The sequence below is a fragment of the Gorillibacterium timonense genome (assembly GCF_001457415.1).
GTDB classification, from domain to species: domain Bacteria; phylum Bacillota; class Bacilli; order Paenibacillales; family NBRC-103111; genus Gorillibacterium; species Gorillibacterium timonense.
Genome location: NZ_LN881724.1, coordinates 1,759,448 through 1,783,147 on the forward strand (window position 1 = coordinate 1,759,448; position 23,700 = coordinate 1,783,147).

Annotated in this window: 22 protein-coding genes; all 22 read left to right on the forward strand. The window is 54.0% G+C overall.

Features of this window, described 5'->3' with window-relative positions:
* Positions 1-139 precede the first annotated feature (139 nt).
* The 22 genes from dpsA to BN2684_RS20770 all read left to right on the forward strand — a co-directional run bounded on the left by dpsA (position 140) and on the right by BN2684_RS20770 (position 23,388).
* On the forward strand, positions 140-1,039 hold the full coding sequence (dpsA, locus tag BN2684_RS20665) for a dipicolinate synthase subunit DpsA (protein WP_058303985.1): 900 nt from the start codon (positions 140-142) through the stop codon (positions 1,037-1,039).
* Positions 1,036-1,626 (forward strand): dipicolinate synthase subunit B, encoded by a 591-nt coding sequence (locus BN2684_RS20670; protein ID WP_058303986.1) that lies wholly within the window; start codon positions 1,036-1,038, stop codon positions 1,624-1,626. Before dpsA ends, BN2684_RS20670 begins: the two co-directional genes overlap by 4 nt.
* 54 nt (positions 1,627-1,680) lie before the next feature.
* On the forward strand, positions 1,681-2,721 hold the full coding sequence (locus BN2684_RS20675; protein ID WP_058303987.1) for an aspartate-semialdehyde dehydrogenase: 1,041 nt from the start codon (positions 1,681-1,683) through the stop codon (positions 2,719-2,721).
* A 58-nt stretch (positions 2,722-2,779) separates the two neighbouring features.
* Positions 2,780-3,997: an aspartate kinase gene (gene dapG / locus BN2684_RS20680; RefSeq protein WP_058303988.1), complete on the forward strand. Its 1,218-nt coding sequence runs from the start codon at positions 2,780-2,782 to the stop codon at positions 3,995-3,997.
* A gap of 54 nt (positions 3,998-4,051) precedes the next feature.
* Positions 4,052-4,942 carry a 4-hydroxy-tetrahydrodipicolinate synthase gene (gene dapA, locus BN2684_RS20685; RefSeq protein ID WP_058303989.1) on the forward strand — a complete coding sequence of 297 codons (891 nt, stop codon included), beginning with the start codon at positions 4,052-4,054 and terminating at the stop codon, positions 4,940-4,942.
* A gap of 251 nt (positions 4,943-5,193) precedes the next feature.
* Positions 5,194-6,870, forward strand: coding sequence for a ribonuclease J (locus tag BN2684_RS20690; protein WP_058303990.1), 1,677 nt, complete (start codon positions 5,194-5,196; stop codon positions 6,868-6,870).
* A gap of 224 nt (positions 6,871-7,094) precedes the next feature.
* Positions 7,095-7,832: a ClpP family protease gene (locus BN2684_RS20695; protein WP_187385786.1), complete on the forward strand. Its 738-nt coding sequence runs from the start codon at positions 7,095-7,097 to the stop codon at positions 7,830-7,832.
* Positions 7,829-8,059: a YlzJ-like family protein gene (locus BN2684_RS20700; protein ID WP_058303992.1), complete on the forward strand. Its 231-nt coding sequence runs from the start codon at positions 7,829-7,831 to the stop codon at positions 8,057-8,059. Before BN2684_RS20695 ends, BN2684_RS20700 begins: the two co-directional genes overlap by 4 nt.
* Before the next feature lie 69 nt (positions 8,060-8,128).
* The gene (locus BN2684_RS20705) at positions 8,129-10,654 is read left to right on the forward strand and encodes an FtsK/SpoIIIE family DNA translocase (protein ID WP_058303993.1); all 2,526 of its coding nucleotides are present in this window, start codon (positions 8,129-8,131) and stop codon (positions 10,652-10,654) included.
* A 147-nt stretch (positions 10,655-10,801) separates the two neighbouring features.
* Entirely contained in the window at positions 10,802-11,581 is a 780-nt protein-coding gene (gene sleB, locus BN2684_RS20710) for a spore cortex-lytic enzyme (RefSeq protein WP_234340290.1), read from the forward strand.
* Between the two features lie 115 nt (positions 11,582-11,696).
* Entirely contained in the window at positions 11,697-12,980 is a 1,284-nt protein-coding gene (gene yfmF, locus BN2684_RS20715; RefSeq protein WP_058303994.1) for an EF-P 5-aminopentanol modification-associated protein YfmF, read from the forward strand.
* A 3-nt stretch (positions 12,981-12,983) separates the two neighbouring features.
* Positions 12,984-14,270 (forward strand): EF-P 5-aminopentanol modification-associated protein YfmH, encoded by a 1,287-nt coding sequence (gene yfmH, locus BN2684_RS20720; protein WP_058303995.1) that lies wholly within the window; start codon positions 12,984-12,986, stop codon positions 14,268-14,270.
* Positions 14,267-15,019 carry an elongation factor P 5-aminopentanone reductase gene (gene ymfI, locus BN2684_RS20725; RefSeq protein WP_058303996.1) on the forward strand — a complete coding sequence of 251 codons (753 nt, stop codon included), beginning with the start codon at positions 14,267-14,269 and terminating at the stop codon, positions 15,017-15,019. Before yfmH ends, ymfI begins: the two co-directional genes overlap by 4 nt.
* A 90-nt stretch (positions 15,020-15,109) precedes the next feature.
* Positions 15,110-15,364, forward strand: a complete 255-nt coding sequence (locus BN2684_RS20730) for a DUF3243 domain-containing protein (protein WP_058303997.1) — start codon at positions 15,110-15,112, stop codon at positions 15,362-15,364.
* 180 nt (positions 15,365-15,544) lie between these two features.
* A complete protein-coding gene (locus tag BN2684_RS20735; protein ID WP_058303998.1) occupies positions 15,545-16,309 on the forward strand; it encodes a DUF3388 domain-containing protein in 765 nt (254 codons plus the stop codon).
* Between the two features lie 92 nt (positions 16,310-16,401).
* Positions 16,402-17,286, forward strand: a complete 885-nt coding sequence (locus BN2684_RS20740) for a helix-turn-helix domain-containing protein (RefSeq protein ID WP_058303999.1) — start codon at positions 16,402-16,404, stop codon at positions 17,284-17,286.
* A gap of 14 nt (positions 17,287-17,300) precedes the next feature.
* Positions 17,301-17,792 carry a YajQ family cyclic di-GMP-binding protein gene (locus BN2684_RS20745; RefSeq protein ID WP_058304000.1) on the forward strand — a complete coding sequence of 164 codons (492 nt, stop codon included), beginning with the start codon at positions 17,301-17,303 and terminating at the stop codon, positions 17,790-17,792.
* Positions 17,793-17,920: 128 nt separating this feature from the next.
* Positions 17,921-19,249: a 30S ribosomal protein S12 methylthiotransferase RimO gene (gene rimO, locus BN2684_RS20750; RefSeq protein ID WP_058304001.1), complete on the forward strand. Its 1,329-nt coding sequence runs from the start codon at positions 17,921-17,923 to the stop codon at positions 19,247-19,249.
* Positions 19,246-19,827, forward strand: coding sequence for a CDP-diacylglycerol--glycerol-3-phosphate 3-phosphatidyltransferase (gene pgsA, locus BN2684_RS20755; protein WP_058304002.1), 582 nt, complete (start codon positions 19,246-19,248; stop codon positions 19,825-19,827). The genes rimO and pgsA overlap by 4 nt, the downstream gene beginning before the upstream one ends.
* A gap of 139 nt (positions 19,828-19,966) precedes the next feature.
* Positions 19,967-21,214, forward strand: a complete 1,248-nt coding sequence (locus BN2684_RS20760; RefSeq protein ID WP_058304003.1) for a competence/damage-inducible protein A — start codon at positions 19,967-19,969, stop codon at positions 21,212-21,214.
* Between the two features lie 314 nt (positions 21,215-21,528).
* Positions 21,529-22,578 carry a recombinase RecA gene (gene recA, locus BN2684_RS20765; RefSeq protein WP_058304004.1) on the forward strand — a complete coding sequence of 350 codons (1,050 nt, stop codon included), beginning with the start codon at positions 21,529-21,531 and terminating at the stop codon, positions 22,576-22,578.
* 126 nt (positions 22,579-22,704) lie between these two features.
* Positions 22,705-23,388 carry a RecX family transcriptional regulator gene (locus BN2684_RS20770; RefSeq protein WP_058304005.1) on the forward strand — a complete coding sequence of 228 codons (684 nt, stop codon included), beginning with the start codon at positions 22,705-22,707 and terminating at the stop codon, positions 23,386-23,388.
* Positions 23,389-23,700 lie beyond the last annotated feature (312 nt).

Here is a 23,700-nt window from a genome sequence, read left to right on the forward strand (position 1 = left end):
GCCCTAATCGGCACAGGCGGTTTTTTTCATGGAGTCGAACGACAATCATCCCCTCGATTTCAAAAGCGTGGGGAATCACCCATCCCGCCCGCAAGGCATAGGATACGTTATCGACAAAGGCCAAAAAGGGTGTGACCACATGCTTACCGGTACCCGGGTAACCATCATCGGCGGGGATGCGAGACAATTGGAGGTGATCCGACGGCTCAGTGAAATGGATGCGGCCGTTCAGATTATCGGTTTTGATAATTGGGAGTGCCGCTTGAGCGGAGTGAGGCAGGCGGAACTGACGGCCGAGGCGATCTCCCGCTCCGACGCGATACTTTTGCCGGCGGTGGGAACGGACGACACCGGCCGCATTGATTCCCTGTTTTCGGCAAAGCCCCTTGTTCTCACGGAGGAATTGATTTCCGCCGCTCCTGCGCATGTTCACATTTTCACGGGAATGGCGAAGCCTTATTTAAGAAAGCTGTGCGAGCTTCATTCCATTCGGCTGACGGAGCTGTTCGACCGTGACGACGTGGCGATCCTGAATTCGATTCCGACAGCGGAAGGGGCTCTCATGATCGCCGTGCAAAACACCGACTTCACCATCCACGGTTCGCGCAGCCTGGTGCTGGGCTTCGGTCGCACGGGGATCACGATGGCTCGCGTCTTGCAAGGCCTCGGCTCCAAGGTGGCGGTGATGGTTCGCAAGCCCGAGCACTACGCCCGTGCTTATGAAATGGGGTTTTATCCCTTCTATCCGAATTCACTGGCCGATGAAGCCATTCAAGCCGACTTAATCTTCAACACGATTCCGTCGCTCGTGCTGACGGCGAATGTGATCGCCAAGCTTCCGGCCCATGCCTTCATCCTGGATCTCGCGAGCAAGCCTGGCGGTACGGATTTCCGTTATGCAGAGAAGCGCGGGATCAAAGCGATGCTCGCTCCGGGCCTTCCGGGAATCGTTGCACCAAGAACGGCGGGCAAAATCATCGGGGAAACCCTCAGTCAACTGTTGACCGAAGAACAAGGAAATGGGAGGAGACCCACATGAATTTCCAGGGAATAACCGTCGGCTTCGCCCTCACCGGCTCTCACTGCACTTTCGCGGAGGTTATGCCGCAAATCGACCGGCTGGTAAGTGCTGGAGCGAACGTTGTGCCACTTGCATCCCAGACGCTCATGACGACGGATACCCGTTTTGGAACAAGCGATTCCTGGCAAAAAGAGTTGAAAGAACGTACCGGAAATGATATCATTTCTACAATTGTGGAGGCGGAGCCGCTCGGTCCTTCCAAGCGGTTTGACGTACTCGTCATCGCGCCCTGCACCGGGAACACCACCAGCAAACTGGCTAATGCCATGACAGACGGAGCCGTCCTGATGGCGGCCAAAGCTCAGATGCGCAACCAGCGCCCGCTCGTGCTTGCCATCTCCACGAACGACGGCCTCGGACTAAACGCAGCGAATATCGCCAAGCTTCTCACGGCCAAATTCCTCTATTTCGTACCCTTTGGTCAGGACGCCCCGCTCGCGAAGCCCAATTCTCTCGTAGCCAAGATGGAGCTGATTCCCGAAACCTGCGAAGCGGCATTAGCCGGCAAGCAGCTGCAGCCGCTCATCATCGAGCGATTCCACTAATCATTTGCCAGATTCATACCATACATCGCAATAAAAAAGGGGAGTGTCGGAGCAATGTCGGAACAAAAGGCGTTCAATGTTGCCGTCGTCGGGATTACCGGAGCGGTCGGCCAGCAGATTATCCGCTTGTTGGAGGAGAGGAATTTCCCGGTAGGTGAGCTCAAGCTGCTTGCGTCCGCTCGTTCGGCTGGCAAGAAGATTCAGTTTAAGGACAGGGAAATCACCGTGGAAGAAGCGACTCCGGACAGCTTTGCCGGTGTGCAGATCGCTTTCTTCAGCGCGGGCGGAGATATCAGCAAGGAGCTGGTTCCGGCTGCCGTGAAGGCGGGGGCCGTCTGCATCGACAACACGAACGCGTTCCGCATGGACCCGGAGACTCCCTTGGTCGTTCCGGAAGTGAATATCGGCGAAGCCGACAAGAACAAGGGGATCATCGCCAACCCGAACTGCTCGACGATTCAAATGGTGGCGACGCTCAAACCGCTTTATGATCGGTATGGGATCGATAAAATCATCGTTTCTACTTATCAAGCCGTATCCGGCGCCGGCGCCCGCGCCATCGAGGAGCTGAAGCGGCAATCGACGGAGGCTGTGAGCGGTAATCCGGTCAATCCGGACATTCTTCCTGTATCTTCCTTGCCAGTGAAGCATCAAATCGCGTTTAACGCCATTCCTCAAATCGATAAATTTCTCGACAACGGCTTCACGAACGAGGAAATGAAGATGATTCGCGAGACGAAGAAAATCATGGGAGACGAGAGCCTCAAGGTAACCGCGACATGCGTGCGCATTCCGGTCTATTATGGGCATTCGGAATCCGTTTATGTTGAATTGAAGAGCGATTTTGACATCGAAGAGGTTAAAGAGCTGTTGGCGAACTCTCCGGGAATCGTGCTGGAGGATGAACCGGCTGCCCAGCGGTATCCGCTCGCAACGAATGCGGCCGGTAAGCTGGATACCTTCGTCGGACGCGTCCGCCGCGATCTGGAGAACCCGCGCGCGCTGAATCTGTGGATCGTTTCGGATAATCTTCTGAAGGGCGCTGCATGGAATGCCGTTCAGATCGGAGAATACCTGGTCCAACAGCAGAACTAAGCCGACTTAAGGCTTTGGAATTTCAATACGTACCGTGAGGCAGGAAAGAGGGAGAACCGTGCGGATTCTCGTGCAGAAGTTCGGTGGCACATCCGTATCGAACGCGGAAGCAAGGAAGCATGTCATCCGGCATATCCGGAAGGCGCTTCAGGAGGAATACAAACTGGTGGTCGTGGTGTCGGCCATGGGACGCAAAGGCGAGCCCTATGCGACCGACACCCTGTTGGAGCTCGTCTCCGACACGGGGAGCCGATTGCCAGAACGGGAAAAGGATATGCTGTTGTACTGCGGGGAGATGATCTCCGCGGTTACGCTATGCGGTTTGCTTCATGCGGAAGGAATCCCCGCATCTGTATTGAACGGAGGACAAGCGGGAATTTTGACGAACGATACGTTCGGCAATGCTCAAATTTTGTCCATCAATCCGGCTCGGGTCATGGATCTCCTCCAAGAGGGACAGGTCGTCATCGTGACGGGCTTCCAGGGCAGAACCGCAACCGATGATATTACGACGCTCGGCCGTGGCGGCAGCGACACGACCGCCACGGCGCTTGGCGTTGCGCTTCATGCGGACATCGTCGACATCTTCACCGACGTCGACGGTATCTTGACCGCGGATCCGAAGATCGTACACGATGCGCGCCAACTGCCGCAAATCTCCTTTACCGAGATTTGCAATATGGCTTACAATGGAGCTAAGGTCATTCATCCCAGAGCTGTCGAAATCGCCATGCAGGCGAATATGCCGGTTCGGGTGCGTTCCACCTTCGCGGAGTCGGAGGGAACGCTTGTGACCGGTCTGTCGGAAGCGCGCGAAGCAGGCGGACGGGTCGGCGATCGAACCGTGACCGCCATCGCTCATGTGGCAAATGTGACCCAGATCCAGATCAGCCAAGAGGAAGGGCAATATGACCTTCAACTTAAAGTCTTTAAAGCGATGGCGCAGGAGTCCATCAGCGTGGACTTTATCAATGTCTATCCATCCGGATTGGTCTTTACGGTATCCGACCAAGTGGCGGACCGCGCTGCAACTACTTTGCGGGAAATGGGTTACGATCCCAAGGTTTTGACCGGCTGCGCGAAGGTGTCGGTCATCGGCGGGGGGATTACAGGCGTTCCCGGCATCATGGCTCGGATCGTCGAAGCCCTCACCGAACAAGACGTCACCATTTTGCAATCGGCAGACTCGAACATTACGATTTGGGTGCTGGTTCATGGCAAGGATATGATCCGAGCCGTACAGGCGCTGCACACGAAATTTTTGCTTAACGAATAGTCGGGAGACCTTGTTCCCGAGGAATCGATGCTAGTCAGGAACGGAGGAACTGCTTTGGATTTCGGAAGATTGATTACAGCCATGGTAACCCCTTTTGATAATGATCTTCAGATTGATTGGGAGCAGTTGGAGCGTCTGATTGATTACTTAATTGAAGAACAGAAGAGCGATGCTCTCATCGTCAGCGGCACAACCGGAGAATCCGGCACGCTAACCGATGATGAGAAGGAAGGTTTGTTCCGCGAGACGGTGCGCATCGCCGCTGGGCGCTGCAAGGTCATCGCAGGTACAGGCAGCAACGATACGGCGCACAGCGTCGAAATGACCAAGCGGGCGAAAGCGGTAGGAGCGGATGGGATTCTGCTCGTTGCTCCTTATTATGTGCGCCCAACCCAGGAAGGCATCTACTCGCACTTTAAGGCTGTGGCGGAAGCATCCGATCTGCCGGTTATGCTTTATAACATTCCGGGCCGGACCGGCGTTAACGTGGAGCTGGAGACCGTTCTTCGGATTGCCGAGCTGCCGAACGTCGTCGCAACGAAGGAAGCGCATGAAGATCTCAATCACATTACGCAGCTGCTGCTGTCGCTTCCATCGGGATTCAAGGTCTATTGCGGAGAAGATGCACTGACCTTGCCTTATCTGTCCATTGGGGCGCATGGAGTGGTCAGCGTAGCCAGTCATGTCATCGGTGCGAAGATGAAGGAAATGATCGAAACTTATTTGGCCGGCGATATAGCAGGAGCTGCCGCCATGCACCACAAGCTGTATCCGGTATTCAAGGGGCTGTTCTTCTGTCCGCATCGGGTTGCGAGCCCGGCTCCGGTCAAGAACGCGCTGATACACCACGGATACCAGGTTGGCGGGCTTCGGCTACCGCTCGTTCCCGTTACCGAATCGGAAAGCCGCTTCATCCGTGAGCTGTTTCCGGAGCTTCAGGCCTAAGCGGATTCATAGTGACCCTCGATTTACGAAAAACCAGTGCTTGAGAGCTTGAAAGCACTGGTTTTTTTTGTCGTCGAATCACAGGAAAACCGCTTGCGAAATCGGCATGTTATCCCTTCGGTTTGGTAACACTACTCACACCAGCTTGTAATTGCCGATTTCCATCATGTATAATGGAAACAAGTGACTGGTGCGGTTCATATAGGTTTGGCATATAAAATCGTCGTCCAATTCAAGAAGGAGGAACTGTTTTGGCTAAAAAGAACGCAGACAAACTGCAGGTCTTTGCCCTTGGCGGCGTGGGCGAGATCGGTAAAAATATGTATTGCATACAATATGGCAACGATATCGTCGTTGTCGACTCGGGCTTGAAATTCCCGGAAGAGGACATGCTCGGTGTAGACATTGTCATTCCGGACATCTCTTATCTGATCGAGAACCGGGATAAGGTTCGCGCCATTCTTCTCACTCACGGCCATGAAGACCATATCGGTGGGCTGCCCTATGTACTTCGGCAATTAAACGTGCCCGTATACGGCACGAAGCTGACGCTGGGGCTTGTTGAGGGGAAGCTGAAGGAAGCTGGGCTTCTCGGTGAAACCAAGCGGATTCTCATCGACGCGAGCTCGGAGTTAACGCTTGGCTCCATCAAGGCGAGCTTTTTCCGGACGAACCACAGCATCCCCGATTCGGTCGGGATCGTGCTGGAGACTCCGGAGGGCGTGGTAGTCCATACCGGAGACTTTAAATTCGACCAGACTCCCGTAAATGGGCAGTATGCCGATTTGCACCGGATGGCGGAGATCGGCCAGAATGGCGTCCTGCTCTTGCTCTCGGACAGCACGAATGCAGAACGCCCAGGCTATACGGGTTCGGAGAAGAGCGTCGGAGCCGAACTGGTGGATGTATTTCGTCGAGCCAAGCAACGGGTAGTCGTTGCTACGTTCGCATCGAATGTGCATCGGATCCAACAGGTCATCGACGCAGCGGAAATCAACCGCCGTAAGGTAACCGTAGTCGGACGCAGCATGGTGAATGTAGTCTCCATCGCTTCCGAGCTCGGCTATCTGCGCATACCAGACGGAATGCTGATCGAACCGGAAGAAATCAACAAGATGGCGGCCGATCGCGTTGTCATTTTGTCTACGGGCAGCCAGGGAGAACCGATGTCTGCGCTCACGCGGATGGCCCGCAATACCCACCGCAAGGTTGAAATTCTTCCCGGAGACACGGTTGTCATCTCGGCAACACCGATTCCGGGGAATGAAAAATACGTCGGTCGAACCGTTGATGAACTCTTCCGCCTCGGCGCGCATGTCATCTACGGACCAGGTTCGGTTTCCGGCGTTCACGTATCGGGACACGGCAGCCAAGAAGAGCTCAAGCTGATGCTCAACTTGATGCGGCCCCGCTACTTCATGCCGATTCACGGGGAATACCGGATGCTGCGCCAGCACGGCAAGCTGGCGGAATCGGTCGGAGTAGATCCAGAAGACATCTTCCTTACCGATAATGGAGATATCCTGGAAGTCCAGAACGGTGTCGCCCGCAAGAGCGGCAAGGTCCAAGCCGGCAACATTCTGATCGACGGTCTTGGCATCGGAGATGTAGGGAATATCGTCTTGCGTGACCGCAAGCTGCTGTCGCAGGACGGGATTCTGGTGGTCGTCGTCACCCTCAGCAAGCAGGAGGGAGTCATTCTGTCCGGACCGGATATCATCTCGCGCGGCTTCGTCTATGTACGGGAGTCGGAAGGCTTGCTGGAGGAATCCAGCCGGATTGTAACGAGCACTTTGAACAAATTAATGAGCGAAAATGTAAATGAATGGGCTTCCCTCAAAACTCATGTGAAAGAAGCCCTTGGACGCTTTTTATATGAACAAACCAGAAGAAGGCCGATGATCCTCCCGATTATTATGGAGGTTTGAAGCCGGGCCCATCAGTCAGTCACTTGAACGTTACCCAGACCACTTGCTCTCCGGACCTTCGTCCGGGGAGCTTTTTTTGGCTTCACATGGATTTCCGGGGATCCCCAGAGGATTTCCCCCTCGAAGGAGGAGCGATTGAACAAGTCGAGAAGAACGAGAAGGGATCGTAAAGTCCGGGCATACTAGGGGCATGACTTCGCCAATTTGCCAGAGGAGGAAATATGATGGACTATCGCAGTGAACAGACCCCGCCTGAACAAAATCCGGATGAAGCGAAACGCGGTCCCGTCGATACCATTCAACAGCTCGGCCAAATCAATGTTCCGAATATGGAGAGCAACATCTTTTGCATGTCAGTAATCGGCCAGGTGGAAGGGCATATGATCCTCCCGCCGCAAAACAAGACGACCAAATACGAGCATCTCATCCCGCAGTTGGTGGCGGCGGAGCAAAATCCGCGCATCGAAGGTGTGCTGATCATCCTGAACACCGTAGGAGGAGATGTCGAAGCGGGCTTGGCGATTGCGGAGATGATCGCCAGTCTGACGAAACCGACGGTTACCCTGGTGATGGGAGGCGGCCATAGCATCGGAGTTCCGATTGCCGTATCCGCGGATTATTCGATTATAGCGGAATCGGCGACCATGACCATCCATCCGATTCGAATGACCGGTCTCGTTATTAGCGTTCCACAGACCTTCGAATACCTGGACAAGATGCAGGAGCGGGTCAATCGCTTCATCGTCAACCATTCCCGAATTTCGGAAGAGAAGCTGAAGGAGCTGCTGTTCAAGACTGGGGAGGTTCCCCGGGATATCGGCGCGACGGTTGGAGGACCGGATGCTGTCCGGTTCGGTCTCATCAATCAAGTGGGAGGGATCGGAGAAGCCATCGCCGTGTTGAACCGGCAAATCGAAGAGCGCCGAAGCAAACAGCCTGCAGCGGAGGTGCCACTGCAATGACCTTGCATACGATCCTTCCTCATGAGCTGGTATTGGCTGGAATCGAAGACGCCTCCTATGCTTATCAGGATGCCGTGATCGACGGAATCTGTATGCAGGTTGAATTTCTCGGTTCTGCACGGGCGAGGATCATCCGTCTTTACAGTGCCAATCTGGCCGATTACCTGAATCCACTCTACGCGCCAGGTACAGTGATTCATTATCAACCCACATCGATCAGGGAATAAGTCGCTGATCGGCTGAGCCTATCTGAACCTCCGGTGCTTGTGCTATAATGCTTAACGGAGGTGAAAATATTGGCAGCGAAGAGCAGGAAGCGCAAAACATCCAAGAAGAAAACAAAGACCGTTCTCAAATATGAATTGTACGGCATAGGCATGCTGATATTTTCCGCAATCGCCTTGTTTCGGGCCGGCTCTGTCGGTCGCTCACTCACCATACTTTTTCGATTTCTGATCGGGGTGCTGGATTGGGTCATTCCGCTCATGGTCATATATGTCGCTTTCTTTGTGATGATCAATCGGGCATGGCCGCGCAAATGGACTCCGAAGAAGACCGGATTGCTCCTTTTGCTCATTGGATTCGTCCTGTTGATGGAAATGGCGATGATGCGCAAGCTTGTCGTACATCCGGGCGATGTCACTCCGTCCTTTATATGGAATGAAACGTGGAACATTCTATCCGAGGGAATCCGATTGTATCCTTCGGAAAGTGACATCCTGGTTCGCCAGGTGGGCGGGGGAGTGTTGGGAGCGGCCTTGTATGCCACTCTTGACTATCTGTTCAGCTACGAGGGAACCGTTATCGTCGTGATCGCCTTGTTTGCAGTGGGCATCATGCTCGTAACCGGCATTTCCTTTGTCGAGGTGGGGAGGCAGATCCGTGCTTTCTTCCGGTCGGTGAACAAGGGCATCCGCAGGAAAATCGGCTTCCCAAAACGCAAGAAGAGCTCCAGCGGCACTGTGAAAAAGAAACCCGCCTTTCTGCACGGTTCCATCCCGGACGATGCCTTCGACGAGGACGAGGAAGAAGAGGATGCATCTCATGGCGCCGTCCTTCCCGTCTTGAAGAAGGAGAAGGGAAATCGAAAGGGAAGAACCATTGTCGACGTCACCCCGTTGGCACCCGCTGAAGAGAGCGCTTTTACCGATGAGATTCCAACTGGCGATGAGAGGGCAGAAGAAACTCCGTTTATCCGCGATTTTCTCGATCATGTTGAACCGTCACTGGATGAAACAGACATGCCCTCCGGTATGCCTTTTGTTGGGAATGAGCCTGCCGTACAGAGCGCACCTCCGCAAGGCGCACAATCGCCGGCTGCTGATTCGGCTGCAGGCGTCGATGCCGGTGAAGTCGTGTTGAATCTGCAGCAGGTCCCTCCGCCGAAGCCTTATCAAATGCCGGGAATGAACCTGCTGACCCGACCGGCTGCAGCGGGCAAAGGATCGGAGCTGAGCGATTACAAAGCGAATGCCCGCAAGCTGGAAGCGACCTTGGAAAGCTTCGGCGTTCGCGCGAAGGTTCTGGAAGTGGTACGCGGACCGGCTGTCACTCGCTACGAAGTCCAGCCCGATGTCGGCGTGAAGGTCAGCCGCATCGTCAGCTTGACGGACGACATTGCATTGGCGCTTGCTGCCAAGGACATTCGGATGGAAGCACCGATTCCCGGCAAGTCCGCCATCGGCATTGAGGTGCCGAATTCCGAAGTGTCCATCGTCACGCTGCGGGAAGTCATGGAGACCTCGCTCTTTCAGGATGCGACGGCCAAGCTGACGGTTGTGCTGGGGCGCGACATCTCCGGGCAGCCCATCGTCGGCAATTTGGCCAAAATGCCTCACGTGTTGGTAGCCGGCGCGACGGGTTCGGGTAAATCGGTATGCATTAACGGGATCATTACGAGTATCCTGTACAAGGCTAAGCCGGATGAGGTCAAATTCCTGATGGTCGACCCGAAGATGGTCGAACTCAATGTGTACAATGGGATTCCCCATCTGCTTGCACCGGTCGTTACCGATCCGCGCCGAGCTTCCCTCGCCCTGAAGAAGATCGTGGTGGAGATGGAAAAGCGCTACGAGCTGTTTTCCAAAACCGGTACGCGGAATATCGAAGGATATAATTCGCACGTGACCGATCCGAACAACCCGAATCCCGAAGCTCCGCTGCCGCTGATTGTCGTCATCGTGGATGAGCTTGCCGATTTGATGATGGTGGCGGCGGGAGATGTGGAAGACGCTATATGCCGACTCGCGCAAATGGCCCGGGCTGCAGGCATCCATCTGATCATCGCCACTCAGCGACCATCGGTGGATGTCATCACGGGTGTCATCAAGGCGAATATTCCGTCGCGCGTCGCCTTCGGAGTCTCCTCTCAGGTCGACTCCCGGACGATTCTCGACATGGCTGGGGCAGAGAAGCTGCTCGGCCGCGGCGATATGCTGTATTTGCCGGTCGGAGCCTCGAAGCCGGTTCGCGTGCAAGGTGCTTTCCTATCAGACCAAGAGGTGGAGTCGGTGGTGGGCTTCGTGAGCCATCAGGAGAAGGCGCAGTATCAGGAGGACCTGGTGCCGCAGCTTGACGAAACTCCCGAGCAAGAGGACTTGTTTGCAGACGAGTTGTACGATCAAGCGGTTCAAATCGTCGTGGAAGCGAAGCAGGCTTCCGTCTCTCTGCTTCAGAGGAGAATGCGGGTTGGCTATACTCGTGCCGCCAGACTGATCGATGCCATGGAAGCCAAAGGCGTTGTCGGCCCTTATGAAGGCAGCAAACCCCGCGAAGTTCTCGTCTCGATCGAGCAATTCCAGCAGACACGCATCAGCTCATAACCCCACTTCATGATGAAACTCGCCTCGTGGTTCCTTATCCGGGACCACGGGGCTTTTCTTATCTGTTCGTCCTGCCGCCTTCGCATAGAAATCACCGGAAGTTGAATACTAAGCCAGACAAAGGAACCACGAACAGGAAGGAAGGGTATGCGCATGACGAAGAAGAACTACACCTACCGTTATCTCATCCTCTCCATGGCGTTGATTCTGGCTCTGGTGGCAGTCGTTCAGATCAAGCAAGGAGCAGGGCCTGCTCAGGAAGTCTTCAGTAAACAGACGGTACGCTACGGCACAACTGGCTCGGATGTGTACGAGCTGCAAGGCAGGCTGCACTATCTCGGTTTCTATGCGGGCAAGCTGGACGGCATCTATGGCTGGCGCACCTTGAAATCGGTGAAATGGTTTCAAGGCGAATTCGGCCTCCAGGCCGACGGCATCGTCGGAGGGAAAACGAAGCTGAAGCTATGGCAGGCGACAAAAAACTGGAAGCCCACCGGAGCGTATAAACCCGAATCCGGCGGCGGAGGAACGGCAGCGGATACAGGCTCAACCGCCAGCTCCCATCCCGGAATCAGCGAGAACGACATCAAGATCATGTCCAATGCGGTATATGGCGAGAGCCGCGGCGAGCCTTATCGGGGACAAGTCGCGGTAGCGGCGGTCATTCTTAACCGGGTGGGGGACTCCAACTTCCCCAATTCCGTTTCGGGCGTTATCTTCCAGCCGGGTGCCTTCACGGCGGTAGCCGACGGGCAAATTTGGCTCACTCCGAACGATACGTCCAGAAGAGCCGTCCAGGACGCCATCAACGGCGTCGATCCGACTAACGGCTGCACCTATTACTTTAACCCGGAAACTGCTACTTCCAAGTGGATATGGAGCCGTCCGCAGGTGATGAAGATCGGCAAGCATATCTTTTGCAAATGAGAATGGTAGGAGTGGAACCGGTAAACAGGAGAAGAAGCGGCCCGTCAGGTTGCTTCTTTTCTTGCGCAAGGAATATAATGGATACACCTGAACTTAAGAAGGAGAGTGCACGGATTTGACGGAAACTGCATTTCGCCGAACCACAGTCGGGAATGTCCGGCTGCATGTTTTACCGACGGACCGTTTTAAGACGTTTGCCGTCGCCTTGTATATCGGAACTCCTCTCCGAGAAGAGAAAGTTACGCTTAACGCGATCGCTCCGTTCGTCCTGAGGAGAGGAACCCGATCCTATCCGACTACTCAGCAATTCCGGGAGAAGCAAGCGGACCTGTACGGCGCTGGATTCGGATTCGACGTCTATAAGCGGGGAGATTCCCAGCTCGTTCAATTTCAGCTGGACATCGTGGACGACAAGTTCGTAACCGAACGGGAATCCTTGCTGCGGCAAGGCCTGCAATTTCTTGGGGAAGCGGTGACCAAGCCGGCTCTTCAGGACGGACATTTTGTCAGTAAATATGTGGAAGACGAGAAGGAAACGGTTCGCAAAAAGCTCGAAGCGATCGTCAATGACAAAATCCGTTATGCGGCTGAACGCTGCATGGAGGAAATGTGCAAGAACGAACCTTATCGTCTTCACCCTCTCGGCCAACTCTCGGCGATTGCCGCCATTACACCGGAGGCTTTGTACGAGAATTACCTCACCTGGCTGAAGGAATCGCCGATGGATTTGTACATAGTAGGGAACACAACGGAAGAGGAAGCGAAAGCTCTCGTTGAGGAAACCTTTGATTTCCCGGCGAGAACGGGAATACCCGGCTATCCAAACTCGGTAATCTCCGGGAAAACCGGCGACGTCAATACCGTGATCGAGAAGCTTGATGTCAATCAAGGCAAGCTGAACATGGGTCTTCGCAGCGGGGTTACCTATTCCGACGATCGCTACGCCGCCGCCTTGATGTACAACGGGATTCTCGGGGCTTATCCCCACTCCAAGCTGTTTCTGAACGTCCGGGAGAAGGCGAGCCTCGCCTATTACGCGGCTTCCCGCTTCGACGGACACAAGGGGATTATGACGATCCAATCCGGCATTGAAGTCGGCAATTATGAGAAAGCCTGCACGATTATTCAGGAGCAGCTGGCCGATATGAAGGCGGGAAAATACAGCGAAACCGAGCTGACCCAAACGAGAGCCATGATCACCAATCAGCTGCGCGAAATCAACGATTCCGCTTATGAAATGATCGCCTTCGACTTCAACACCGTGCTGTCCGGCAAAAAGAGGACGGCAGCGGAGCTCGCCGCGGAAGTGGCGGCTTGCACTCCGGAAGCCATTCAAGAGGTGGCGCAAACGGTAGAACTCGATACGATCTACTTCTTGCGCGACCGGAAGGGGGACTGACCGATGGACGTCATTCAGATCGACCGCCTGCAGGAGAAGCTGTACAAGGAGGAGCTTCCAAACGGCTTGACCGTTTATGTTCTCCCTAAGCCCGGCTTCAGCAAAACGTATGCGACGTTTACGACCGATTTCGGTTCCGTCGACAATCATTTCCGTCTTGACGGAGGCAAGGATATCCGTGTTCCCGACGGAATCGCCCATTTCCTCGAGCACAAGATGTTTGAAGAACCAGAAGGCGATATCTTCGCGACCTTCGCCTCCCATGGGGCTTCAGCGAACGCCTTCACCGGCTTCGAGAGAACGACCTATCTCTTTTCCGCCACGGATCATGTGTATGAGAATTTGAAGACGCTGGTGGATTTCGTCCAGCATCCCTATTTCACGGATCAGAACGTGGAGAAAGAGAAGGGGATCATCGGCCAAGAAATCAAAATGTACGACGATAACCCGGATTGGCGCTCGTATTTCGGCTTGATCTCCGCCATGTATCAGGAACATCCGGTGCGGATTGATATCGCCGGTACGGTGGAAACCATCTCCCATATCGACAAGGAAACCCTGTACGAATGCTACAAAACCTTTTACCATCCGAGCAATATGATCCTGTTTGTCGTTGGCGGCGTAGAGCCAGAGAAAGTGTTCGACCTTGTCCGCGCCAATCAAGCGGCGAAGAATTATGAACCGCAAGGCGCAATCGAACGGCTGCAGCCCCAAGAGCCGGCCCAAGTGGGGCAGAAGAAAGTGGTCGTCCATCTGCCGGTCTCCTTGCCGAAGATGTTCTTCGGTTTTAAGGAACCGTCCGGCACTCCCGTTGGTGAGAAGCTGGTGCGCCGAGAGCTGGCGGTTAAGGTGATGCTCGACGCGCTTCTCGGGCCGAGCACGCCCTTGTACCAGTCCTTGTACGACGAGCACCTGATCTCGGATTCGTTCGGCCATGAGTATAACCTCTCGCCGGATTACGCCTTTTCGATCATCGGCGGCGATACGCCAGATCCCGATCGATTGCTCGCCCGCTTCCGCGAACGGATCGAGCCGGTTCTCGCTTCCGGAATCAGCGAGGCGGATTTCGAACGGACGAGGCGGAAGAGGATCGGCTCCTATCTGCGCATGTTGAACTCTCCGGAAGCCATTGCGAACGAATTCACCCGCTATCGGTTTAGCGGCGGCGATCTGTTCGAGCTGCTGCCCCTGTATGATTCCTTGACATTGGACGAAATCAACGGACTTCTGCGGGAGCATTTCGATTGGAATCGGCTGGCGGTATGCATTGTCAGAAGCGAGGAAGCATGAGCAAAGCTTTCCCGGAACAAACGGTCCTGATCACGGGGGCAAGCCGCGGCATCGGAGCTGCGATCGCTGAGCGGTTTGCCTCCGCCCGGCTTCCCCTCATTCTGCATTACCTGAATTCGCATGAAGCGGCCAATGAGGTGGCACGGCGCTGTATGGAGCTGGGCTCACGGGTACTCACGGTTTCCTGCGATATTCGTTCCAGGGAGCAGATCCAACAAATGAAGGAGAAGATCGCTTCTCACGGATTCTCTTCTCCAGATATCCTTGTGAACAATGCAGGGGTTTCCCACTACGGCCTCCTCTCGGATCTCACGGACGAGGAATGGGACCGGGTTATGGAGATCAACTTGAAGGGAGCCTTCCTTACCACTCAACTGTTTATGAACGAGATGGTCCGGAACAAATACGGCCGCATCATCAATGTTTCATCCATTTGGGGAATGGCTGGCGCTTCCTGTGAGGTCGCGTATTCGACCTCTAAGGGGGGCCTTAACGCCTTCACAAAAGCACTCGCCAAGGAACTGGCTCCTTCCGGTGTAACCGTGAATGCCGTTGCGCCGGGTCCGGTCGACACCGAAATGATGAAAGGATTCAGCACCGAGGAGAAGCAAGCCATCGAGCAGGAAATTCCGGCTGGCCGCTTCGCCCGTCCGGATGAAATCGCTTCGCTGGTCTATTACCTTTCCCTCCCGGAATCGGGATACATCACTGGCCAAATCGTCAGTGCGAACGGCGGTTGGATCACCTGATCCAAGACTGATCTAAGGAACGCATAACGCTTTCTCTTTCGGGAAATCCTAACGACTGCTTTCATCTATCCGAGAGAGGAGTGGTTACGGATGGCAACGATACTCAAGTCCTTCGAGAAATGGCAGAGCTTTCTGGGCGACCGGATTAAAGCAGCGGAGAGGGTCGGCATTAACGATCAAACCCTCGTCAATCTGGCGACCGAGATCGGCGGCTATCTCTCCGATAAGATCGATCCGGAAAATGCGGAAGAGCGCTTATTGAAGGACATGTGGGAAGCGGGCGACGAACAAGAACGTAAAAGCATCGCCAGCGTGATGGTGAAGCTGGCCAAAGCGGCCAAATAACCCGGATTTCGATCGGGGCAGCAGCCAGTACATCTTTGAGCGAGACCTCCCAAGCAAGGCCGGGAGGTCTCCCTTGTTTGACGGAGTATCATACGTTTTCGCTGAGCTATTGAAGCTTACTGTCTTATCCTGTAGAATAATGAACGGAACCATTCTAGCCTTAAGGAACGGGTGTTTTGTGTGGAAATGAAACAGTGGTACATGGAGTACAAAATTCATAAAAATCGGCCTGGCTTGCTGGGGGATATCGCCTCTCTGATGGGGATGCTTGAAATCAACATCATCACCATCAATGGGGTAGAGGACCGCACACGCGGGATGCTCCTGCAAACGAACGATGATGAGAAGATCGAATTGTTGGGTAAGTTATTGCAGAAAGTGGACAACATTACCGTCAATGCCCTTCGCGCCACGAAGCTCGTTGACATTTTGGCCGTTCGCCACGGGCGGTACATAGAGCGGGATTCAGACGACCGGAAGACCTTTCGCTTTACCCGAGACGAACTCGGCCTTCTCGTGGATTTCTTAGGTGAAATCTTCAAGAGAGAAGGCAATCAGGTGATCGGTCTGCGCGGCATGCCGCGCGTGGGCAAGACCGAATCGATCATTGCCGGAAGCGTATGTTCAAACAAGAGATGGACCTTCGTCTCCTCGACGCTGCTTCGCCAAACCGTCCGCAGCCAGCTGTCGGACGACGAAATGAATCCGAACAACGTGTTCATCATCGATGGGATCGTATCGACCATCCGGTCGAACGAGAAGCATTTTGCCCTTTTGCAAGACATCATGAAGGCGCCGTCCACCAAGGTAATCGAGCACCCGGACATCTTCGTTCGCGAATCCGAATACGAGTACAGTGACTTCGACTACATCATCGAGCTGCGCAATTCGGTGGATGAAGTGATCTCCTATGATGCGTTTGCCGATCAATATGAAGGATTCTGAATCCTAAAGCCGATTAGGATCGTCTATATTCAAGGGATAGATGCGCAATCCACTTACGATGGGCTGCGTTACGATATAAGGAGGTGACGTGCGTGTTCGAACTTGGCCAGATGCTGAAAAAGGCAAGGCTCGACAAAGGCATCACCATGGAGGATCTTCAAGAGACGACGAAGATTCGCAAAAGGTACTTGGAAGCGATTGAAGAAGGAAATTTCAAAGTTCTGCCGGGGAATTTCTATGTCCGCGCGTTCATCAAGAGCTATGCGGAAGCAGTCGGGCTTGACCCGAATGAAGTCCTCGGCCTCTATAAAAATGTAATTCCCGCCTCGGTTCCAGAGACAACACAGGAGCCGCTTCGAAGGACCCGTTCCAAGCCGAAGGTGCCGATCAAATGGGGAAGCTGGATCACCGGCCTCTTGCTTTGGGCTTTTTTCATTCTGATCGTCGCGGTTCTCTATTATTTCATCAGCAAGGACGGGAACGACCCGTCGAAGACCGTAACCGACCGGGATCAGAACAAGATCACCGAGAAGACGCCGGCCCCGACACTGAACAATGCGAGTGCGCTGCTCCCCAGCGAAACTCCGACTCCTTCGGCGACGGCGACTCCCACTCCGACCCCCGAAGCAACCGTCAAGCTGATCAAATCGGAAGGCTCAACCGATTTCTACCAGATCAGCGGCTCGGCAACCATGAAGCTCGATTTGGAGATCATCGGAGACGCTTGCTGGTTTAGCTTGGAGACGATCACGAACGGGAAGAAGGAGCTGGTGGAGCAAGGCTCGCTTGTGAATGCGGACAAACGCACATGGGAATCCAGCAAGGCTCTCTTCCTGAGATTAGGTCGGGCGAACGCAGCGAAGGTGACGGTGAACGGGCAGGATCTGCCGGTAGGACCGAACCCCAGCACGAAAAAATTTCAGCTCGAATTCGGGACGGCTTCCGTATCGCCGTCGCCTGAAACGAGTGGCGAATAAAGGGAGTGGAACGGATGGCGAATGAAAATTCGTTTGATGTGGTATCCAAGATCGATATGCAGGAACTGAACAATGCGCTTAATCAGGCTTCCAGAGAGATTGAGACGCGTTTTGATTTCAAGGGCAGCAAGAGCAGCATCACGCTGGAAAAGGAAGAGCTGGTCGTTCTCTCGGATGACGAGTTTAAGCTGCAGAACGTGCTTGATATTCTCACCTCCAAGATGGCCAAACGCGGAATTTCGCTGAAAAATCTCGATTACGGCAAGGTGGAGCCGGCTTCCGGCAGCTTGGTCAGGCAGAAGATTAAGCTTCGTCAAGGGATCGACCAAGAAATCGCCAAGAAGATCAACATCATGATCCGCGATTCCAAGCGTAAGGTCACGAGCCAGATTCAGGGAGATCAAGTCCGGGTTACCGGCAAAAGCAGAGACGACCTCCAAGCGATCATCCAGCTTTTGAAGCAGGCGGATCTTCCGGTCGAATTGCAATTCCTCAACTTCCGATAAGGCTTTTTTGAGCAAACGCGAGGCTGCCGGTTAAGGCTGAAACCGGTGGCCTCGCTTATTTTGACACGATTTCAGGCATGTATTATACTTGTAACGAAAGTTTAAGGGACATCATTGGAGGCTCCGCCATGACTGAAAAGATCAAGGTGGTTACGCTCGGGTGCGAGAAGAATCTCGTCGACTCGGAGATCATGTCCGGCTTGATCCACGAACGCGGTTATTCGCTGACGGACAAGTCGGAAGAGGCGACCGTAATCATCGTTAATACCTGCGGATTTATTGATGCGGCCAAGGAAGAATCGGTTAATACGATTCTCGATTTGGCGGATCTCAAGGAAACCGCAGAGTTGAAAGCCCTCATTGTATCCGGCTGCCTGACGCAGCGGTACAAGGAAGAACTGCTTAACGAGATGCCCGAGATCGACGGTATCGTCGGGACCGGCGATTTCGATAAGATCAACGAAATCATCGACAAGGCATTAGAAGGCCAGAAACCCGCCTACGTAGGCAACCCGATTTTTGACTATGAACAAAGACTGCCCCGCAAGCTCTCCACACCTCGGCATACCGCTTATGTGAAGATAGCCGAAGGCTGTGACAATGCCTGCACCTTTTGCAGCATACCGCTGATGAGAGGGGCCTTCCGCAGCCGCTCGATGGAATCCATTTTGGAGGAAGTCCACAGCTTGACAGCCCAGGGAGTGAAGGAGATCAGCCTGATCGCTCAGGATTCCACCAATTATGGAATGGACCTGTTCGGAGAGCATCGCCTGCCGGAGCTGATCCGGCGTGTGAGTGAAGTTGAAGGAGTCCGCTGGGTGCGGCTGCATTATGCGTATCCGGGCTTTTTCACGGATGAGCTGATCGAAGAGATGGCATCCAATCCGAAGGTGTGCAACTACATCGATCTTCCGCTGCAGCACAGCGAGGATTCGATTCTGAGGCGAATGAGAAGACCCGGCAGGCAGCGTGACGTGCGCGGGCTGATCGCCAAGATCCGCGAGCGGATTCCCCAAGTATCCCTTCGCACCTCGATGATCGTCGGCTTCCCCGGAGAGACGGAAGAGGACTTCGAGCGGCTCGTAGCCTTCGTCAAGGAAGTCAAATTTGATCGCCTTGGGGTCTTTACCTACTCCCAAGAAGAAGATACTCCTGCTTCCCGGCTGCCAGCTCAGGTTCCAGATGACGTGAAGGAGCTTCGTGCCAACCGGCTGATGGAGATTCAACGAGAGATTGCGAACGAAAGAAACGGTAGGATGATCGGAGAAGAGATCGAGGTCCTGATTGAGAAATACGATGGCCGCAATGACATTTACGTTGGCCGCTCCCAATATGACGCTCCAGAAATCGATGGAGAAGTGTTCGTGGCGGGCTGCCGGACCAGCATTGGGGAGATTGCCAAGGTGCGCATCACACATTCGTTCGAATTCGATTTGTCCGGGGAGGAAATCGCATGAACCTCCCCAACAAGATCACTCTGGCACGAATCTTTCTTGTGCCGATCATTGTCATCATTCTCCTCATGAATGTCAAATTGCCGACGATTGAATTCGCTGATTTCGAAATCACGTACAATCAGCTGATCGGCACATTGATCTTCATCCTGGCGGCCAGCACGGACAGCCTGGACGGGTACATCGCCCGCAAGAATAAGATGGTTACTAATCTGGGCAAGCTGCTGGACCCGCTGGCCGACAAGCTGCTGGTGACCGCAGTACTTATCTGCCTCGTCGAGCTGGACAAATGCCCGGCCTGGATGACTATCATCATCATCAGCCGGGAATGGGCGGTCACGATGCTTCGCCAGGTCGCTGCGCTGGAAGGCCAAGCACTCGCCGCGAGCAAGTGGGGCAAATGGAAGACGGCGACGCAGATCACCGCGATCATCGCGCTGCTGCTCAACAATTTCCCGTTTGCGCTTATTGATTTTCCTTTTGATGATATCTCCATGTGGATCGCTGTTGTTATTACGATCTACTCCGGTATCGATTATTTTGTGAAGAACAAAGATTTGCTCAATCACGATCATTCTTGATTTTGACAGCTCCTTGCCGTTACTCCCTAGTATTATCCGATTCTTCAACGGATCGGATAGTGCCAGGAAGAAGGGAAGGAGCTTTTACTTCTAGGGTACATAGATGATCTTTGCCGTTAATCAGGAAGGGGAAGAGTAGATGAAAGCAGAATTAATCGCCGTAGGCACGGAGCTGCTGCTCGGCCAGATCGTTAACAGCAATGCGCAGTATCTCTCCCGGCAATGCGCTGCGATTGGAGTTGACGTCTACTTCCAGACCGTAGTCGGAGACAATCCCGACCGCTTGAAGCAGGCGCTTGCCATTGCTGAGTCTCGGGCGGAGCTCATCATTTGCACCGGAGGCCTTGGACCGACATTGGACGATCTCACCAAGGATGTGCTTGCCGAGCGGCTCGGTCGTGCGCTTGTCGTCGACCAACCCGCCATGGACAAGATGACGAAGTTCTTTGCCGAACGGAATGTCGTGATGGTGGCAAGCAACACTCGTCAAGCCATGACCCTTGAAGGAAGCGTCTCGCTCACGAATGATACCGGTCTTGCCATCGGCACAGCCGTTACCCAGGACGGTAAGAGCTATATTCTGCTTCCTGGTCCCCCAAAAGAAATGATCCCGATGTTCCGCGATTACGCACTGCCCTGGATTCGCAGTATCATGACGGACGAATTGCCGCTCTTTAGCAAGATGCTCAAGTTCGCGGGTATCGGCGAATCGAATCTGGAGCATGCGCTGCTCGATCTGATTCAGGAGCAGACCGATCCGACCATCGCCCCGTATGCCAAGGAAGGGGAAGTGACGATCCGTCTCACGAGCCGTGCAGCTACCGAAGATGAGGCCTTCTCCAAAATGGAGCCAGTGAAGGCGAAGATCGTGAGCCGCGTCGGCGAATACTTGTATGCCGAAGAGGATGTCACGATTGAGGAAGTGATCTTCCGCAAGCTGAAGGATAACAAGAAGACGCTAGCCGTAGCAGAGAGCTGCACAGGCGGATTGCTGTCCGATCTGCTGACGGCGATTCCGGGAAGCTCTACGGTGTTCAAAGGCGGTGTCGTCTCTTACTCCAATGAGCTGAAGGCCGCTTTCCTGGGAGTCCCTGCGGAGTTGCTTGAGGGAGTGGAAGCGCCAGGGGCCGTAAGCTCCGAGACGGCGCTGGCGATGGCACAAGGGCTGCTCGAACGGGCGGAGACCGATTATGCGGTCTCCATCACAGGCGTTGCCGGACCCGATCCATCCGAAGGGAAGCCGGTGGGCTTGGTCTATTTCGGCGTTGCCTCCATGAACGCTCAAGCGGAGGTTATCGAGGCCCGCTTTAACGGCAGCCGCGAGACGATCAAGCTGAAGGCAGCCAAATCGGCGTTGTATTACTTATGGAAGCAATTGAAGGCATAAAGGAATCTCCTTCTCATGCTCTCGCGATCAAGCATCATGTACGTCGGTAACCTTACTTGCGCGGGTCTGTGCTAGCGTAAAATCGCTTGCAGAACGACTGAGATCGGCTTATAATGAGGACAACGAGCAGCGGAAGCACCGCAGCGAAGGGGTTCATCCTTCGCTGCGGTGCTTGTCTTTTAAGCTGAGTCGTATGGACAGAGGCTTTTGAACAGAAGGATTAAAAATGCGAATATATGTTCGAAAAATGCTTGGCAAACGCATAGGAATCGAGTAAAATAAACCTATACAGTTGAGAGAGGGATGTGAGTCGATTGTCAGATCGTCGCGCGGCGTTGGAGATGGCATTACGCAACATTGAGAAACAGTTCGGCAAGGGATCCATCATGAAGCTCGGAGAATCCACCCACATGCAAGTGGAGACGGTACCGAGCGGTTCCCTGGCTCTTGATATAGCCCTCGGAACCGGCGGGTTCCCAAGAGGAAGAATCATTGAAATCTACGGCCCGGAATCCTCCGGTAAGACCACGATCGCTCTGCATGCGATCGCAGAAGTACAGAAGACGGGAGGACAAGCTGCCTTCATCGATGCGGAGCATGCCCTTGATCCGCTCTATGCCCGCAAGCTGGGCATCAACATCGACGAGCTGCTCTTGTCCCAGCCGGATACGGGAGAGCAGGCGCTTGAGATTGCCGAAGCATTGGTGCGCAGCGGCGCAGTTGACATCATTGTCATTGACTCCGTGGCCGCCCTCGTGCCGAAGGCCGAAATCGAAGGAGAGATGGGCGATTCCCATGTCGGCCTGCAAGCCCGCTTGATGTCCCAGGCTCTGCGGAAGCTGTCGGGCGCCATCAACAAATCGAAGGTTATCGCCATCTTCATCAACCAATTGCGTGAGAAAGTCGGCGTCATGTTTGGCAACCCCGAGGTAACGCCGGGCGGACGCGCACTCAAGTTCTATTCAACCGTCCGGCTTGACGTTCGTCGCGTCGAGTCGATCAAGCAAGGGAATGACATGGTGGGTAACCGCACGCGCATCAAGGTCGTGAAGAATAAAGTGGCTCCTCCGTTTAAACAAGCGGATGTCGATATGATGTACGGCGAAGGCATTTCCAAGGAAGGAAGCCTGGTTGATATCGGGACGGAGATGGATATCGTCGACAAGAGCGGTGCGTGGTATTCCTTTGAAGGCGAACGGCTTGGTCAAGGCCGTGAGAATGCCAAACAGTTCTTGAAGGACAATCCGAAGATTTCGGAAACCATCGAACGGAAGATTCGGGAGAACAGCAATCTTTCCACTGTCATTCCGTCGGCTCAAGCGGAAGAAGAGGAAGACGACGAATTAGCCTTCGAAGAAGAGTAAGAGGAAGAGCAAGCGGCTCTAGCAGCCGAATTCGATTCGTCAGTCGTGCCGCAACCGGTGTATTCCGGCTGCGGCATTTGCCTATCCGGAGACGTGAACGATGAAGCATAAGGAGTCGGAATCAGCATGGCGGAGCAAGAAGAACAGACGGTGGCGGTTATTACACAGGTTGAGCAGCAGAAAAAGAACCGCAGTCGATACAATCTGTATCTGGATGGAGAATATGCGCTATCCGTCCATGAGGATCTGTTGATCCAATACCGCTTGTTAAAGGGCGAAAGCGTGGATAAGATCAGGCTGGAGGAAATCCTGCAGGCCGATGAGAAACATCGGGCTTACCTCGATGCGATTCGCTTCATCAGTGTGCGGTCGCGGTCGATCGATGAGGTGCGTAAAAAGCTGAAGACTCGGGGGTATGAGCCTCCGATGATCCAACAGGTTCTGGATCAGCTTGGCGAGCAAGGTTATCTGAACGATCTGGATTTTGCCGAGCTGTGGACCAAGGAACGGATTACTTTGCAAAAGAAAGGTCGGAAATGGGTCGAGCAAGAGCTGCGACAGAAGGGCGTGAACAAGCAGATCATCTCCGATGCCATCGGTCGGATCGATCCTGAGGAAGAGAAGCAGCAGGCGCTTACGGTTGCAACCAAGCGATGGAAGCTTCTCTCCGGCGAGCCTGCGGACAAAAAGCGTAAGCTCTTCGCCTTTTTGGCCCGCAGAGGGTATTCTCCGCAGCTTGTCTCTGCGGTGGTCAAAGAAGTGAGTGCCGGAGAAACGATTTCGGATGACTGGGAATGGGAGCAAGAGTAACGCTCGCAGCACGGTTTTTCATCATTTTGGTACCGTATGGTTCCGATGTGAGTCTTGGGTTTGGGCGAATTTCAAGCTTCCTCTGTCGGGAAACTTGACAAGAATCTGAACAAAAAGATAAAATATTGATAACTCTTTATGACAAGAGGGAGATTCGCAAAGTAAAATCGCCAATTTTTACTTTTTATTCTGTATTCCTGCGAATCGAAGGCCGGATAAATCGAAGGCCGGCACCAAACATGAGAATCCAGATATTCCTGGAAATGGAATGGGTTAAAAACCGAACAAATCCCAAGCTACTCTATAGGGAAT

What these genes read in the sequence shown, in the direction of transcription:
- BN2684_RS20730 (WP_058303997.1), top strand. Translation starts at nt 15,110, where the DNA reads ATGGCAACGATACTCAAGTCCTTCGAGAAATGGCAGAGCTTTCTGGGC.
- BN2684_RS20770 (WP_058304005.1), top strand. Translation starts at nt 22,705, where the DNA reads ATGGCGGAGCAAGAAGAACAGACGGTGGCGGTTATTACACAGGTTGAG.
- BN2684_RS20745 (WP_058304000.1), top strand. Translation starts at nt 17,301, where the DNA reads ATGGCGAATGAAAATTCGTTTGATGTGGTATCCAAGATCGATATGCAG.
- rimO (WP_058304001.1), top strand. Translation starts at nt 17,921, where the DNA reads ATGACTGAAAAGATCAAGGTGGTTACGCTCGGGTGCGAGAAGAATCTC.
- BN2684_RS20670 (WP_058303986.1), top strand. Translation starts at nt 1,036, where the DNA reads ATGAATTTCCAGGGAATAACCGTCGGCTTCGCCCTCACCGGCTCTCAC.
- BN2684_RS20675 (WP_058303987.1), top strand. Translation starts at nt 1,681, where the DNA reads ATGTCGGAACAAAAGGCGTTCAATGTTGCCGTCGTCGGGATTACCGGA.
- yfmH (WP_058303995.1), top strand. Translation starts at nt 12,984, where the DNA reads ATGGACGTCATTCAGATCGACCGCCTGCAGGAGAAGCTGTACAAGGAG.
- BN2684_RS20695 (WP_187385786.1), top strand. Translation starts at nt 7,095, where the DNA reads ATGGACTATCGCAGTGAACAGACCCCGCCTGAACAAAATCCGGATGAA.
- BN2684_RS20700 (WP_058303992.1), top strand. Translation starts at nt 7,829, where the DNA reads ATGACCTTGCATACGATCCTTCCTCATGAGCTGGTATTGGCTGGAATC.
- pgsA (WP_058304002.1), top strand. Translation starts at nt 19,246, where the DNA reads ATGAACCTCCCCAACAAGATCACTCTGGCACGAATCTTTCTTGTGCCG.
- sleB (WP_234340290.1), top strand. Translation starts at nt 10,802, where the DNA reads ATGCGCATGACGAAGAAGAACTACACCTACCGTTATCTCATCCTCTCC.
- ymfI (WP_058303996.1), top strand. Translation starts at nt 14,267, where the DNA reads ATGAGCAAAGCTTTCCCGGAACAAACGGTCCTGATCACGGGGGCAAGC.
- BN2684_RS20760 (WP_058304003.1), top strand. Translation starts at nt 19,967, where the DNA reads ATGAAAGCAGAATTAATCGCCGTAGGCACGGAGCTGCTGCTCGGCCAG.
- dpsA (WP_058303985.1), top strand. Translation starts at nt 140, where the DNA reads ATGCTTACCGGTACCCGGGTAACCATCATCGGCGGGGATGCGAGACAA.